This window comes from Bradyrhizobium japonicum USDA 6, from assembly GCF_000284375.1.
GTDB lineage: Bacteria > Pseudomonadota > Alphaproteobacteria > Rhizobiales > Xanthobacteraceae > Bradyrhizobium > Bradyrhizobium japonicum.
Genome location: NC_017249.1, coordinates 2271904 through 2286967 on the forward strand (window position 1 = coordinate 2271904; position 15064 = coordinate 2286967).

A 15064-nucleotide genomic window follows, 5' to 3' on the forward strand; every position below is an offset into this window, starting at 1 on the left:
CGTGTTGATGAAGAGACTTTGGGTTGCGGCGGCGCTGTTCGGCGCTATGACCGTTTCGGCATTGGCGATCGAACTGCCGGCGGAGATCGCCAAGCGCGGCAGCCTCAAGGTGGCGCTGGTGCCGAACTATCCGCCGATGGAATTCCGCGATCCCGCCACCAACGCGCTGTCCGGCTTCGACGTCGATCTCGGCGAAGCCATCGGCCGCAAGCTCGGCGTCAAGATCGAATGGCAGGAGACGAGCTTTGCCGAGTTCATGCCGTCGATCTCGACCGGGCGAGTGGACGCCATCCTGTCCGGCTTCACGGACTACGCGAGCCGTCACGACATCGCGTCCTTCGTCGATTATCTCAGGAGCGGCCCGCAGTTCTTCGTGCAGCAGTCGCGCAAGGCCGAGTTCAAGGACGCGGCATCGCTCTGCGGCAAGAAGGTCGGCGCGAGCCGCCGCACCATGTTCCCGGCGCAGATCGCGGCGTGGAGCGAGAAGAATTGCGCCGGCAATCCGATCCAGTTCGTCGGCACCGACGGCTCGGCCGACGCGCGCACCCAGCTCAGGCAGGGCCGCATCGATGCCGCCGCCCAGGGCAACGAGACGCTGCCCTACATCATGGACCTCGAGCCCGGCGCCTATGCGCCTGTCGGCGAGCCCATCGCGCAGCAATTCACCGGCATTGCCCTGCCGGTCAAGGAAAAGGCATTGCAGCAGGCCATTCTCGAAGCGGTCGATGCACTGATCGCCGACGGCACCTACAAGACCCTGCTTGCCAAGTGGAAACTGAACGACAACGGATTAGAGAAGGCGACCATCAATGCTGGACAGTAAGGCACTCAAGAGCATCCCGCTCGTTCCGGCCAACACCGCCGATCCCGCGCCGGAATATCCCTGGCCGAAACCCTACACTTCGGCGATGTTCCTGTCGTTCGACGTGGACGCAGAGAGCGCCTGGACCAGCAAGGACGCGGTGCACGCGCAGCGGCTCATCACCATGAGCTATGGCGGCTATGAGGCGCGCGTCGGCACGCCGAAACTCTTAGAGCTGCTCGACCAGCTCGATCTCAAGGCAACCTTCTTCGTCACGGGATGGTCGGTCGACGCGCATCCGGCAATGGCGGAATCCATTCTCAAGGCCGGCCACGAGATCGGCCATCACGGTTATCACCATCTGTTGCCAGATCCCGGCGATCCCTGGATCGAGGAAGAGCTGGAGCGCGGCTTCGAGGCGCTGAAGCGCCGGCTCGGCGTCAGGCCGACCGGCTATCGCGCGCCCTATGGCGAGTTCACCGAGGAGCTGCGCGCAGCACTCGTACGTCACGGCATCGTCTACACGTCCTCGTTCCGCGACGACGTGCGGCCTTACCGCCATCGTCTCGCCGGCGGCAAGCCCGGCACGATCGAGCTGCCGGTCACCGCGAGCTATGACGACTGGATGCACGGCCTCTCCGCCCGCTTCAGTCCGCGCTCGATCTTCCCCAAGGAGCATGTGCTCTCGATCTGGAAGGACGAGCTCGACGAAACCAGGGATTGGGGCGCGATGGTGACGACCGTGCTGCATCCCCAATGCAGCGGCCGTCCGATGCGGCTGCGCCTGCTGCGCGAGTTCCTAACCTACGCAAAGTCGTGCCCTGACGTCTGGATCACGACCGGCGAGAAGATCGCGGACAACTTCCTGCGCCACGAAGCCGGTAACCGCTGAGCAGTGCCATGACCCGTCGTCGCATCCTCGTCATCAACCCCAACTCCTCGGCGTCGGTGACGGCGGCGATCGACGACGCGGTCGCGCCGCTGCGCATCGCCGGCGGGCCTGACATCGAGGTGGTCGGCCTCGCCGAGGGACCGCCGGGCATCAGCTCGCAGCGCGATGCCGACAGCGTGGTCATGCCGCTGGTCAATCGCGTCACGCGCGATGATGCGGATGCCTTCGTGCTCGCCTGCTTCAGCGATCCCGGCTTGCATGCGGTGCGCGAGGCGGCAGGCCGCCGTCCGGTGCTGGGCATCGCCGAATGCGGCATCTTTCGCGCGCTGATGCTGGGCGAACGCTTCGGCGTCATCGCGCTGTCGCCATCGAGCATCCGCCGCCAGCAGCGCATGGCACGGGTGATGGGCGTCGATAGCCGTTACGCCGGAAGCTGGTCGGTCGGCGCGAGTGCCGCGGAAACGGCAGGCGCCGATATCCGCGGCCGATTGATCGATGCCGGCCGCGCACTGGTCACGCAGTGTCGCGCCGATGTCGTGGTGATGGGCTGCGCCGGCATGGCGTCGCACCGCGCGGCGATCGCGGAAGCGATCGGCGTGCCCGTGATCGAGCCGGCGCAGCAGGCGGTGGCCGCTGCGATCGGCGCGGTCTTGTTGAATACGTAAGATCCGTCAGGAGCCTTTTGTCATGCCGATCTCCCGCCGCTCGCTCCTCAAGGTTGCCGCAACAGTGCCGGCGTTGTCGCTGCCGGGCATCGTCCGTGCCGAAGCGCAGAGCACCTTGCGCTTCATTCCCGTCATCGATCTCGCCTTCGTCGATCCCATCTATTCGACGGCGCAGGTGTCGCGAAATCATGGCTTCATGGTCTACGACACGCTCTACGGCATGAGCTCCTCGCTGCAGGTCTCGCCGCAGATGCTGTCGGGCCACGCCATTACCGGCGACCTGCTGCAATGGGATCTCAGCTTGCGCGATGGGCTGTTCTGGCACGATGGCGAACGCGTGCTCGCGCGCGACTGCGTTGCCAGCATCCGCCGCTGGGCCGCGCGCGACGGTTTTGGCGGCGAGCTGATGGACGCGACCGCGGAACTGTCGGCGGCGGACGACCGCACCATCCGCTTCCGTCTCAAGCGTCCGTTCCCGCTGCTGCCGCAGGCGCTCGGCAAGGCCGCGATCAATCCCTGCTTCATGATGCCGGAGCGGCTGGCGAGCCAGGATCCGTTCAAGCCGCTGACCGAAGTGATCGGCAGCGGTCCGTTCCGCTATCTCGCCGATGAGCGCGTGCAGGGCGCCCGCAACGCCTATGCCAGGTTCGATCGCTATCAGCCGCGTACCGACGGCAAGCCGGACTGGACCGCGGGTCCGAAGATCGTGCACTATGATCGCGTGGTCTGGACCACCACGCCCGACGCCGGCACCGGCGTCGCCGCGCTCCAGACCGGCGAGCAGGACTGGCAGGAGACCACGCCGCACGACCTGTTGCCGATCATCAAGGCGGCCGGCGACATCGAGACGCGGGTTCTCGATCCCCGCGGCTATGCCTGCATGCTGCGCCTCAATCATCTGCAGCCGCCGTTCGACAATCCCGCCGTCCGCCGTGCGCTGCTGGGCGCGATCGACCAGGCTGCATTCATGACGGCCGTGGCCGGCACCGACCCGGCCTTCCAGGTTTCACCGATCGGCTATTTCGCACCGGGTACGCCGATGGCAAGCGAGGTGGGTCTCGACGTGTTCCGCGGCCCGCGCAACTACGACAAGGTCAAGGCGGATCTGAAGGCCGCCGGCTACAATGGCGAGAAGATCGTGGTGCTCGTCCCCACCAACTCGCTGGCGCAGAAGCCGCTCGGCGAGATCGCCGTCGATTCACTGCGCAAGGCTGGCATGAACGTCGAATATGCCGGGCTCGATTTCGCAGTCGTGTTGCAGCGCCAGCTCAAGAAGGATCCGATCGGGCAGGGCGGCTGGAGCGCGGCGGTCGGTAACTGGCAGGGCATCGACTGGCTCAACCCCGCCGGCAACACCAACATCCGCGGCGAAGGCAAGGTCGCCGGCTGGTACTCCAGCGAGAAGATGGGGCCCTTGCGCAGCCAGTGGCTGGCGGCGTCCGAGCTCGCGGAGCAGCAGCGCATCTGCCGCGAGATCCAGGCGGTCGCGTTCGAGGAAATCCCCTATATTCCGATCGGCCTGTACAAGCAGCCGACCGCCTATCGCAAGGCCATCACCGGCATTCTCGACGGCACCGCCGTCTTCTGGAACGTACGCCCCGCATGAGCACCACAGCAATCTTCGGCAGCTATGTGCTGTCACGCAAGGACGGCGCGCAGGACGTGCTGCGCGACCACTGGGTTCTGGTCGAAGGCAAGAAGATCGCCGCGATCACACGCGACAAGCCCAGCGCGGATCAGGTCTACGACCGCCCCGGCCGTTTCGTGCTGCCGGGCCTGCTCAATCTGCACAATCACTGCTTCTCTGAAGCCGTGGCACGCAGCCACAGCGAAGACGGCAACGGCCGCAAGAACAACCAGAGCATCGTCTATACGGTGCTGCTCCCGCTCACCAAGCGCGGCGCCGAGATATTGTCGGCGGAGGAGCGCCTCGCGGTCGCGCGGCTCGGCATCCTCCAACTGCTCAAGGGCGGCGCCACCACGGTGATGGAGCCGTTCCGCAATTCGATTCCGGAGATGTTCGACGCCGCGGAGGAAATGGGCATCCGCTTCTACGGTGCGCCCTATCTGTTCTCGACCTCGGATGCCAAGGCCGGCGCCGACGGCGTGGTCCGCTATTCCGGTGACGACGGCACCGCCGACATGGCGACATGGGATGCGCTCTACCAACGCTGGAACAATCGCGGCGAGGGCCGCATCAGCCTCGCGATGAGTCCGCATGCCACCGACACCTGCGGTCCGGATCTGCTGAAAGCCTGCGCCACGCGGGCGCGCGAGCTCGGCGTTCCCATCACGACGCACATGGCGCAGAGTCGCGGCGAGGTCGAGACCATCGGCAAGCGCTACGGCGGACGCACGCCGGCAGAATATCTGGACTGGCTCGGCCTGCTCGCGCCGGATCTGATGGCGGCGCACTGCATGTTCAGCAGCGACGACGACCTCAAGCTGATGGCCGCGCGCGGTATGACCGTGCTGAACTGCCCGCGCGTGTTCGCGCGCGCCGGCGTCACCGCCGCGTTCAGCCGGTTCGCCGAGCATGGTGTCCGCACCGTGGTCGGCACTGACGGTTACAACATGGACCTGCTTGGCGAACTCAACGCGGCCTCGCTGATCTCCAAGGTCACGTCGCAGCGCGCCGATGTCGCCAACTCGCCCGAACTGATCGAGGCGAATACGGCCATTGCCGCCGACGTCATCAAACGGCCCGATCTTGGCCGGATCGAGCCGGGTGCGACCGCCGATCTCACCGTCGTCGATCTCACCCATCCGCATCTCCAGCCGCTGTTCGATCCGCGCCGCGCGCTGATCGCGCTCGCCAACCGCGCCAATATCGACCAGGTCATGGTCGATGGCCGCGTGCTGGTGGACGATGGGCGCTATCTCGGTGCGGACGAAGCTGCGATCACGGCGGCGGGCACAGCTGCCATCGGCAAGATCTGGGACCTGCCGGAAGCCCAGGCCGCGTTCAACGGCTGACGGTCATCCTGTAGAGAAGGTGCGCTCCCTCTCCCGCTTGCGGGAGAGGGCAGGGGAGAGGGCTCTTTCCACAGAGGGACGTCCTCTACAATCCTCAACAATCCCGATGCGGAGATACCCCCACCCCAACCCTCCCCCGCAAGCGGGAGAGGGAGCCTGCTGCCGATGCCGCCGCATCGTCTGCACCAAGTGCGATGGCCCTGCCCGCGCGCGGAGAGGTTGCAGCGGGCCCGTGGCCGGATTGTCCTAACTTGCGGCCTCGGGCAGGTCGTCGAATTCGGCGAGCGCCTTGCGCACGGTCTCGACGAAATCCAGCGCCATCGGCGAGGCGCTGCGCTGCGCCGGAAAGACCGCGGAGAATTCGAAGTCGATGCGCGGCAGGAAGCGGCGCACGACAACACCGCGAGTGGAAAATTCCTGTGCGGTGAAGGGATCGCAGATCGCGACACCAAGCCCTGACGACACCATGCCGCACATGATCTCCGACAGCGTGGTTTCGACCCTGAGCACGCGGCGGACATCGTGGCGGTGGAAGACCTGGTCGACGAGATGCCGGCTCGAAGAGCCCGCCGACAGCGAGATGAAGGTCTCGCCTTCGAAATCGCGCGGCTCCAGCACGGCCTTGTCCGCGAGGCGATGCCCGGTCGGCAGCACCGCGACGCGCGCCGGCGCGGGCAGCCTCTGGCTCGGCAGGCCGGAATGCGCGATCGGCACCTCGGCAAAGCCGACGTCGCATTGATTGTTCAGCACCCAATCGACCACGATCGGCGAGATCACACCGAAGAAGGCGAGGTTGAGGTTCGGCCGCTCCTTCAGGAAGTGACCGGTGAGCCGCGGCAGGTAGCCGTTCGACAGCGCCGGCAGCGCCGCGATCCGGAGCGAGCCGGTGCGGCGGCCGCGGATTTCTTCCGCCGCCGCGGTGATGCGTTCGAGGCCGACGAAGGAGCGCTCCACTTCCGTATAGAGCGCCATCGCCGCCGCGGTCGGCACGAGGCCGGTGCCGCGCCGTTCGAACAGCTCCATCTTGAGCAGCGCCTGGAGGTCGCGCAGCAACCGGCTCACCGCCGGTTGCGTCACCTTCATCAGCGCCGCCGCCTCGGTCACGCTGCCCGTCAGCATCGTCGCGCGGAAGGCCTCGACCTGCCGCGAATTGATCCGGACCATGCCGTGTCCATTCATAACATTTAGGCATGCAAAGCTTGCCATTATTCATTGGACGATGGAAGCTCCGGTTTGCGATCTTTTTCATCAGGACTGGAGACAGCCCGCTTTTTCGGCAGATTGGAGGGGGTGGAACCTCCAGATCGCGCCAAAACCCGCCGAACGGGGGCCGGAGCCCTGATCGGAGAGGGATTTGCGCGGAAGGAGATGCGGAAGGCGCTTCAGCCAGCGAGACTCGTCGGCACGTCACCTCATTCCGGTATTGGAGATCGGTCCAAATGAAGACACTTCGCCTTCTCACAGCGGTCAGCATCGCGGCGCTCATGGCCGTCCCCTCGGTCGCCTCGGCCCAGCAGAAAACGCTCTACGTCGCCGGCTACGGCGCCTCGTTCGAGAAGACGATCCGCGACGAGGTGATCCCGACCTTCGAGAAGGAGAACGGTGTCAAGGTCGAGTACGTCGCTGGCAACTCAACCGACACGCTCGCCAAGCTTCAAGCGCAGAAGGGCAACCAGCAGATCGACGTCGCCATCGTCGATGACGGCCCGATGTACCAGGCGATCCAGCTCGGCTTCTGCGGCAAGCTCGACGGACTGCCGGCCGATCTCTACGACACCGCACGCTTCAAGGACGATCGCGCCGTGGCGATCGGCATCGTCGCGACAGGGTTGATGTACAACACCAAGGCGTTTGCCGAGAAGGGCTGGGCGCCGCCGACCTCGTGGAACGATCTGAAGGACACCAAATACGCCAAGCAGCTCGTGATCCCGCCGATCAACAACACCTATGGCCTCGAAGCGCTGGTGATGCTGTCGAAGACGAACGGAGGTGGCGAGACCAACGTCGATTCCGGCTTCAAGATATTCAAGGAGCAGATCAATCCGAACGTGCTCGCCTATGAGCCGTCGCCCGGCAAGATGACCGAGCTGTTCCAGTCCGGCCAGGCCGTCATCGCGGTCTGGGGCACCGGCCGCGTGCAGAGCTTCGCCAATACCGGCTTCCCCGTGGATTTCGTCTATCCGAAGGAAGGTGCGGCGACGCTGTTGACCACGGCATGCCCGATCGCAAAGCCGAGCGCCTCGCCGCTGGCCGCGAGCTTCATCAAGAAGCTGCTCGAGCCCAAGATCCAGCTCGTGATGCTGAAGGAATATGGCTATGGCCCGGTGCTGAAATCGCTGGTGATCCCGCCGGAGTTCGGCAAGATGGCGCCGATCGGCGAGCGCGCCGCGAAGCTCTACAATCCGGACTGGACCGTCATCAACGAGAAGCGCGAGGAGTGGACCAAGCGCTGGAACCGCGAGGTCGAGCGCTGATCGGATCGTTCGCGGAGACAACGTGATGGCCTATCTCGAGCTCGATCGAGTCGCCAAGCAGTTCGGGGCGCAGACTGTGGTCGATGACTTCAGTCTGTCGGTGGGGAAGGGGGAGTTCATCTCCTTCCTCGGGCCCTCCGGCTGCGGCAAGACCACGACGTTGCAGATGATTGCGGGCTTCCTCGATCCCACGCGCGGCGCGATCCGCCTCGAGGGGAAGGACCTGACCGCGATTCATCCTGCCAAGCGTGGGCTCGGCATCGTGTTCCAGAGCTACGCGCTGTTTCCGCACATGACTGCGGCCGAGAACGTCGCATTCGGCCTCGAAATGCGCGGCGTGCCGCGCAACGAGCGGGCCGAACGCGTCCGTGCCGCGCTCGCGATGGTGGGCCTCGCCGGTTACGAGGACCGCCATCCGCGCCGGATGTCCGGCGGCCAGCAGCAGCGCGTGGCGCTGGCGCGCGCGCTGGTGATCAAGCCGAGCGTGCTCCTGCTCGACGAGCCGCTGTCCAACCTCGACGCCAAGCTGCGCGAGGAGATGCAGATCGAGCTGCGCCAGATCCAGCGCACCATCGGCACCACCACCATCCTGGTCACCCACGACCAGAACGAGGCGATGTCGCTGTCCGACCGCATCGTGGTGATGAGCCAGGGCAAGATCGAGCAGATCGGCACACCGCAGGAGACGTATGAGAAGCCGGCTTCGGCCTTCGTCTCGCAGTTTCTGGGCAAGACCAACGATTTTGCGGCGACGATCGATCGGGCCACCACGCCGGCGAGGGTGATGGCGGGTTCCTGGAGCGCGCCGGCGCCGGCGGGCCTCAACGGCTCCGTCACTGTCAGCATCCGCCCCGAGCGGATCGGCTTCGGCGAGGCCGGCCTCAGCGCCAAGATCGTCACGCGCATTTTCCAGGGCAATCACTGGCTGTTCCAGTGCGAGAGCCAATCCGGCCCGGCGATCGTGATCCGCCAGAATGACGGCAAGCCGCAGCCGGGTGAAGGCGACGCTGTTCACCTGACCTGGCGGCCGGAGGATATGAGCGTGCGCGCGAGGGCCGGCGCATGAGCGCGGTCGCGGAAGAACGGAGCTCGCGCACGCCCTGGGCGCTGACGGCGCCCGCCCTGATGCTGTTCGTCGGCGTGCTGCTGATTCCGCTGGCGATGACCGTGATGCTGTCGTTCCACGATTGGGGTCAGTACAAGGGCATCGATCCGGTCTTCATCCTGAAGAACTGGCATGAGATCGCGACCGATCCTTATTACGCCGAGATGTTCTGGCGGACGTTTCGCATCGCGATCCTGACGACGCTGCTCACCGCTCTGCTCGGCGCACCCGAGGCCTACATCCTCAACCGCATGGACGGCCGCTGGAAGAGCTTTTTCCTGCTGGTCATTCTCGGGCCGCTGCTGATCTCCGTGGTGGCGCGCACGCTTGGCTGGGCGCTGCTGTTCGGCGGCAATAACGGCCTCGTCAACAAGCTGCTGATGTCGCTCGGCGTGATGCGTTCCCCCATCCCCTTCATGTTCACCGAGACCGGCATGGTCGTTGCGCTCGCGCATGTGATGATGCCGTTCATGGTGCTGTCGGTGTGGGCGGCGCTGCAGCGGCTCGATCCGCAGATCGAGAACGCCGCGATGTCGCTCGGCGCAGGCCCCATGACCATCATCCGCCGCATCATCATGCCGCAGATCATGCCGGGCGTGCTGTCGGGGGCAATCATCGTGTTCTCGCTCTCGGCCAGTGCCTTTGCGACACCCGCGATCATCGGCGGCCGCCGGCTCAAGGTCGCAGCAACCCTCGCCTATGACGAATTCCTGAATACGCTGAACTGGCCACTCGGCGCGGCTGTCGCGACGCTGCTGCTGGTCGCGCTGGTGCTGATCGTCGTCGGCAGCAACGCGCTGATCGAACGCCGCTATGCCGAGGTGTTCCGATGAGGCAGAACGGCCCGCTCGCGCTGATCTTTCACACCATATTCGTCATCGTCATGGTGGCGCCGATCCTGGTGGTCTGCCTCGTCGCCTTCACGCCCGAGGGTTTTCTGTCGCTGCCGACCAACGGCTTTTCGCTGCGCTGGTTCAGGGCGATCGGCAATTATCCCGAATTCATCCACGCCTTCTGGGTCAGCCTCGGGTTGGGCGCGCTGTCGTCCTTCGTCGCGCTGCTGTTCGCGGTGCCGGCGGCGCTGGCGATCGCGCGCTATCGCTTCCGCGGGCGTGATGCGCTGGCGGCGCTGTTCCTGTCGCCGCTGATGATCCCGCATGTCGTGCTCGGCATCGCCTTCCTGCGCTTCTTCACGTCGGCCGGGCTCGGTGGCAGCTTCGCCGCGCTGATCATCGCGCATGTCATCATCGTGTTTCCGTTCGCGCTGCGGCTGACGCTGGCGGCCGCGACCGGCATGGACCGCACGGTCGAGATGGCGGCGGTCTCGCTCGGCGCCGGCGGCTGGACGCTGTTTCGCCGCGTCACCCTGCCGCTGATCCTTCCCGGTGTCATCAGCGGCTGGGCGCTCGCCTTCATCCAGTCGTTCGACGATCTCACCATGACCGTCTTTCTCGCGGCACCCGGCACCGAGACGTTGCCGGTGCGCATGTTCCTCTACATCCAGGACAACATCGATCCGCTGGTGACGTCGGTCTCGGCCTGCGTGATCGCCATCACCATGACTGCCCTCATTGTGCTCGACCGCTTCTACGGGCTCGACCGCGTGCTCGCCGGCAAGGGCGATACGGGACGATAGGAGAACTCATGTCTAAAGCGTTTTCGAGCGAGGTGGACGCCGGTTCGCGTGAAGAAAACGCGTCAAGACAAAAGTCAGAGTATGACGTCGCCGTCGTAGGCGGCGGATTGCTCGGCTCCGCCATTGCCTGGGGCCTCGGCCGGCTCGGCAAGAACGTGGCCGTGCTCGACGAAGGCGACATCACCAAGCGCGCCTCGCGTGCGAATTTTGCGCTGGTCTGGGTTCAGAGCAAAGGTCTGGGCATGCCCGCCTATACCGTCTGGACCGTGCGGGCGTCGGAAGCCTGGGGCCGGCTCGCCTCGGAGCTGAAGCAGCAGACCGGACTGGACGTCTCGCTCCAGCAGAATGGCGGCTTTCATCTCACGCTCGGCGATGACGAGTTCGGCCAGCGCACCGAGCTGGTCAAGCGCATGCACAACCAGACCGGCGCTGCCGATTACAAGATGGAGATGCTCTCCGCATCCGAGGTGAAGAAGGCGTTGCCGCTGATCGGGCCGGAAGTCTCCGGCGGCAGCTATTGTCCGCTCGACGGCCACGTCAATTCGCTGCGGACCTTCCGCGCCTTCCACACCGGCTTCAGGGCATTCGGCATCGACTATTTTCCGGAGCGCCCGGTCTCGGCGATCAGCAAGAGCGGTGGCGAATTCCGCCTGACCACGCCGAGGGGCGAATTGCGCGCCGCCAAGATCGTGCTCGCGGCCGGCAATGCCAACCAGACGCTGGCGCCGATGGTCGGCCTCCACGCGCCGATGGGCCCGACCCGCGGCCAGATCGTGGTGACCGAGCGCACCATGCCGTTCCTGCCGCATCCGCTGACCACGATCCGCCAGACCGACGAGGGCACGGTGATGATCGGCGACAGCAAGGAGGACGAGCTCGACGATCGCGCCCTGAAGCATTCGGTCAGTGCCGTGATGGCCGATCGCGCGCAAAGGATGTTTCCGCATCTGTCGCGGCTCAACGTGGTCAGGAGCTGGGCCGGCATCCGCGTGATGCCGCAGGACGGCTTTCCGATCTACGACCAGTCGGAGACGCATCCCGGTGCCTTCGTCGCCTGCTGCCATTCCGGCGTGACGCTCGCCTCCAACCACGCTTTCGAGATTGCGCGCATGGTCGCAGCTGGCGCGCTCGAGCCGGAGCTGGTCGGCGCGTTCTCGGCCAGCCGCTTCGGCGCTGCCGGTGCTGCGAACAACAGCGGCTATTAGAGATATCTAAAGGAGCCAAGAGGCATCCCATGTTTAGACGATCCGAGCAGGACAAGCGACCGCAGGTCCAGATCTTCGTGGATGGCACGGCCATCGCGGCGCGCCAGGGCGACACCGTCTCCGCCGCGCTGCTGGCCTCCGGCCGCGACGCGCGCCGTTCCACCGCCGTGAGCGGCGCGCCGCGTCTGCCTTATTGCATGATGGGCGTGTGCTTCGACTGCCTCGTCACCATCGACGGCGTCGGTAACCGCCAGGGCTGCCTCGTGCCCGTCGCCGAGGGCATGCAGATCGAGATTCAGATGGGCAAGCGGGAGATCGGAAAATGACTGTGGCTCCCAAGCGCGAAGCCTATGACGTCGTGGTGATCGGTGCCGGGCCCGCCGGCCTCGCGGCCGCTGCGACGTCCGCCGAAGCCGGCCTGTCGACGCTGCTGCTCGACGAGAACATCGGCCCCGGCGGCCAGGTGTTTCGCGCCATCTCGTCCACGCCGGTCACCGAGCGCAACCAGCTCGGCGCCGATTATTGGGTCGGTGCGGATCTCGTCCAGGCGCTACGCGCGAGCAATGCTGAAGTCATTCATCGTGCAACGGTCTGGAGCCTCGACCGCAACCTCGAAATCGCTGTCTCCATCGGTGGCGCGTCCGCCTTCGTCAAGGCGAAGCGCGTGATCCTAGCGACTGGCGCGCTGGAGCGGCCGTTCCCGATTCCCGGCTGGACCTTGCCGGGCGTGATGACCGCAGGCGCCGCGCAGACGATGCTGAAATCATCGGCGCTGGTGCCTGACGGACGCACGGTGATCGCGGGGCAGGGGCCTCTGCTCTGGCTGCTCGCCGCGCAGATATTGCGGCTGGGCGGCCGCATCGACCGCATCCTCGACACCACCGAGCGCGGCAATTACTTCGCCGCGTTGCCGCACGCCGTCGCCTTCCTGACCTCGCCCTATTTCACCAAGGGCCTGTCGATGATGCGCGAGGTCAAGGCGAAGGTGCAGGTTGTCTCGGGTGTGACCGAGCTAGCTGCGGCTGGCGAGGGCCAACTCGCGAGCGTGAGCTATGTCGCCGGCGGCAAGCGTGAGACGATTCCGGCGGACCTGTTGCTGCTGCATCAGGGCGTCGTGCCCAACGTCAATCTGGCGATGTCGGCGGGAATCGAGCATCGCTGGGACGATCTGCAACTGTGCTGGTCGCCCGTGCTCGACGCGAGCGGCAATTCATCGGTCGCGGGCATCGCGATCGCTGGTGACGGGGCCGGCATCGGTGGTGCCAATGCGGCCGTGGTCCGTGGCCGCATCGCGGCGCGCGCGGCGGTGGAGGCATTGGCGCCTGCGGTTGCGACAAAACTTGCGCCGATGGCGACGCTCCGCGCCGATCTCGCCAAGGCCGAGCGCGGCCGCGTCTTCCTCGACACGCTGTTCCGCCCCGCGCGGCAGTTCCGCATTCCCACGGGCGACACCATCGTGTGCCGCTGCGAGGAAGTCACCGCGAAGGACATTCTCGATGCCGTTGCCATCGGCGCGACCGGCCCGAACCAGCTCAAGGCCTATCGCCGCACCGGCATGGGCCCGTGCCAGGGCCGGCTCTGCGGCCTCACCGTGACCGAGCTGATGGCGCAGGCGCGGGGCAAGACGGCACAGGAGATCGGCTATTACCGGCTGCGCGCGCCGGTCAAGCCGATCACGCTCGCCGAGCTCGCCGCCGTCCCGAAGAGCGAGGCCGACATTAAGGCCGTGGTGCGCGGATGACGATAAACGTGGATGCGATCGTCGTCGGCGGCGGCATCCACGGATGCTCGACCGCGCTGCATCTGTGCCTCGCCGGCATGAAGCCGGTGCTGATCGAGAAAGACTACGCCGGCCGCCATGCTTCCGGCGTCAACGCCGGCGGCGTCCGCCAGCTCGCGCGGCACGTGCCCGAAATCCCGCTCTCGATCCGCTCGATGGGGATCTGGGAGAAGATCACCGATCTCCTCGACGACGATTGCAGCTTTGAGAGTTACGGTCAGGTTCTCGTCGCGGAGAACGAGGAGGAGCTCGCGGTCTGCCGCGCGCGTGTCGCTGAGCTGAACGCGCTCGGCTTCACCCATGAGGAGCTGATCGACGCGACTGAATTGCGGCGGCTGGTGCCGGCGGTGGCTGAAACTTGCCCCGGCGGGGTCGTCTCGCGGCGCGATGGCGCCGCCAATCCGGCGCAGACGACGACGGCGTTCCGGCGCAAGGCCGAGCAGCTCGGCGCGACCGTGCGCGAGGGCGTGGCTGCCAGCAACATCCGTCAGAGCGGCGGCCTCTGGCACGTCGATGTCGGCGCCGAGACTTATGCCGCGCCGGTGCTCGTCAATGCCGCCGGCGCCTGGGCCGGGAACATCGCCGCTGCGCTCGGCGAGCCCGTTCCGGTCGAGACCGTGGCGCCGATGCTGATGATCACCTCGCGCGTGCCGCACTTCATCGACCCCGTCGTGATCCTGCGCGGGCGCAAACTGTCCTTCAAGCAATTCTCCAACGGCACCGTGCTGATCGGCGGCGGCCATCTGGCGACGCCCTATCAGGATCGCAACGAGACCGTGCTGGACTGGAAGAGCCTCGCGATCAGCGCGCGCACCGTGTTCGAGCTGTTCCCGGTGATGCGCAGCGCGACGATCGTCCGCGCCTGGGCCGGCATCGAGGCGAAGATGAAGGACGATATTCCTGTGTTCGGTCCGAGCAGCCGGCACAAGGGGCTCTATCACCAGTTCGGCTTCTCGCTGCATGGCTTCCAGCTCGGCCCCGGCGCCGGCGCCGTGATGGCCGAGCTGATCGTCAACGGAGGCTCCCAGACCCGTGTCAGCGATCTCGGCATCGACCGTTTCCATCCTTCCACGCTCTAAGAAGAGGACATCATGAGCATCACCCGCAGCATCCGCACGCCCATCATGCACCGCGCCGTCGAGGCCAACGGCTTCGTCTTCATCGGCGGCACCATCGCCGACGACACCTCGGTCTCGATGGGCGATCAGACCCGCAACATCCTCGGCAAGATCGCCGGCTATCTGAAGGAAGCCGGCACCGACAAGTCGCGCGTCGTCAGCACCTCGATCTTCGTCACGGATCTGTCCAAGAAGAAGGAGATGGACGCGGCCTGGACCGAGTTCTTCGGCGACAACCTGCCGACGCGCGCCACCGTCGGCGTCGCCGATCTCGGCGGCGGCGCGCTGATCGAGGTGGTGGTCACCGCGCTCAAGGGCTGATGGCGCTCTTGCCTCTTCTCTCGGCCCTCCTCACGGATCCGTGATCGAAACATGACGAAGATATAATGATCGGAATCGGCTGCGACACTT

General features: G+C 65.9%; 15 protein-coding genes. 14 read left to right on the top strand and 1 reads right to left on the bottom strand.

The genetic code is table 11. The features are described from left to right. Positions 1 to 7: 7 nt before the first annotated feature. From BJ6T_RS10610 to BJ6T_RS10630, 5 genes are read left to right on the top strand one after another with little or no spacing between them, the layout of a single operon-like run. Entirely contained in the window at positions 8 to 823 is an 816-nt protein-coding gene (locus BJ6T_RS10610; RefSeq protein ID WP_014492346.1) for an ABC transporter substrate-binding protein, read from the top strand. Further along, complete coding sequence (locus BJ6T_RS10615; RefSeq protein ID WP_014492347.1) at positions 810 to 1694, top strand: polysaccharide deacetylase family protein; 885 nt, start codon at positions 810 to 812, stop codon at positions 1692 to 1694. The genes BJ6T_RS10610 and BJ6T_RS10615 overlap by 14 nt, the downstream gene beginning before the upstream one ends. 8 nt (positions 1695 to 1702) lie before the next feature. Further along, the gene (locus BJ6T_RS10620) at positions 1703 to 2359 is read left to right on the top strand and encodes an aspartate/glutamate racemase family protein (RefSeq protein WP_014492348.1); all 657 of its coding nucleotides are present in this window, start codon (positions 1703 to 1705) and stop codon (positions 2357 to 2359) included. Positions 2360 to 2381: 22 nt separating this feature from the next. Then, complete coding sequence (locus BJ6T_RS10625; RefSeq protein ID WP_014492349.1) at positions 2382 to 3965, top strand: ABC transporter substrate-binding protein; 1584 nt, start codon at positions 2382 to 2384, stop codon at positions 3963 to 3965. Continuing rightward, the gene (locus BJ6T_RS10630; RefSeq protein ID WP_014492350.1) at positions 3962 to 5335 is read left to right on the top strand and encodes an amidohydrolase family protein; all 1374 of its coding nucleotides are present in this window, start codon (positions 3962 to 3964) and stop codon (positions 5333 to 5335) included. The genes BJ6T_RS10625 and BJ6T_RS10630 overlap by 4 nt, the downstream gene beginning before the upstream one ends. Before the next feature lie 246 nt (positions 5336 to 5581). Here the strand turns inward: BJ6T_RS10630 and BJ6T_RS10635 are convergent, their stop codons facing one another. Continuing rightward, positions 5582 to 6499 (bottom strand): LysR substrate-binding domain-containing protein, encoded by a 918-nt coding sequence (locus BJ6T_RS10635; protein WP_014492351.1) that lies wholly within the window; start codon positions 6497 to 6499, stop codon positions 5582 to 5584. A gap of 275 nt (positions 6500 to 6774) precedes the next feature. On the opposite strand from BJ6T_RS10635, the gene BJ6T_RS10640 reads away from it, so the two are divergent. Genes BJ6T_RS10640 through BJ6T_RS10680 form a run of 9 tightly spaced genes read left to right on the top strand, consistent with a single transcriptional unit; the run spans position 6775 to position 14974 of the window. After that, entirely contained in the window at positions 6775 to 7809 is a 1035-nt protein-coding gene (locus tag BJ6T_RS10640; protein WP_014492352.1) for an ABC transporter substrate-binding protein, read from the top strand. A gap of 25 nt (positions 7810 to 7834) precedes the next feature. Further along, positions 7835 to 8875 carry an ABC transporter ATP-binding protein gene (locus BJ6T_RS10645; protein ID WP_014492353.1) on the top strand — a complete coding sequence of 347 codons (1041 nt, stop codon included), beginning with the start codon at positions 7835 to 7837 and terminating at the stop codon, positions 8873 to 8875. Beyond that, positions 8872 to 9747 carry an ABC transporter permease gene (locus BJ6T_RS10650; RefSeq protein WP_014492354.1) on the top strand — a complete coding sequence of 292 codons (876 nt, stop codon included), beginning with the start codon at positions 8872 to 8874 and terminating at the stop codon, positions 9745 to 9747. The genes BJ6T_RS10645 and BJ6T_RS10650 overlap by 4 nt, the downstream gene beginning before the upstream one ends. Continuing rightward, positions 9744 to 10550, top strand: a complete 807-nt coding sequence (locus BJ6T_RS10655) for an ABC transporter permease (RefSeq protein WP_014492355.1) — start codon at positions 9744 to 9746, stop codon at positions 10548 to 10550. Before BJ6T_RS10650 ends, BJ6T_RS10655 begins: the two co-directional genes overlap by 4 nt. An 8-nt stretch (positions 10551 to 10558) precedes the next feature. Next, on the top strand, positions 10559 to 11755 hold the full coding sequence (locus BJ6T_RS10660) for an NAD(P)/FAD-dependent oxidoreductase (RefSeq protein WP_014492356.1): 1197 nt from the start codon (positions 10559 to 10561) through the stop codon (positions 11753 to 11755). A gap of 29 nt (positions 11756 to 11784) precedes the next feature. Next, positions 11785 to 12081 carry a (2Fe-2S)-binding protein gene (locus BJ6T_RS10665; RefSeq protein ID WP_014492357.1) on the top strand — a complete coding sequence of 99 codons (297 nt, stop codon included), beginning with the start codon at positions 11785 to 11787 and terminating at the stop codon, positions 12079 to 12081. After that, positions 12078 to 13496, top strand: coding sequence for an FAD/NAD(P)-dependent oxidoreductase (locus BJ6T_RS10670; protein ID WP_014492358.1), 1419 nt, complete (start codon positions 12078 to 12080; stop codon positions 13494 to 13496). The genes BJ6T_RS10665 and BJ6T_RS10670 overlap by 4 nt, the downstream gene beginning before the upstream one ends. Continuing rightward, positions 13493 to 14614, top strand: coding sequence for an NAD(P)/FAD-dependent oxidoreductase (locus BJ6T_RS10675; protein WP_014492359.1), 1122 nt, complete (start codon positions 13493 to 13495; stop codon positions 14612 to 14614). Before BJ6T_RS10670 ends, BJ6T_RS10675 begins: the two co-directional genes overlap by 4 nt. A gap of 12 nt (positions 14615 to 14626) precedes the next feature. Continuing rightward, entirely contained in the window at positions 14627 to 14974 is a 348-nt protein-coding gene (locus tag BJ6T_RS10680; RefSeq protein WP_014492360.1) for a RidA family protein, read from the top strand. The last annotated feature ends 90 nt before the right edge of the window (positions 14975 to 15064 follow it).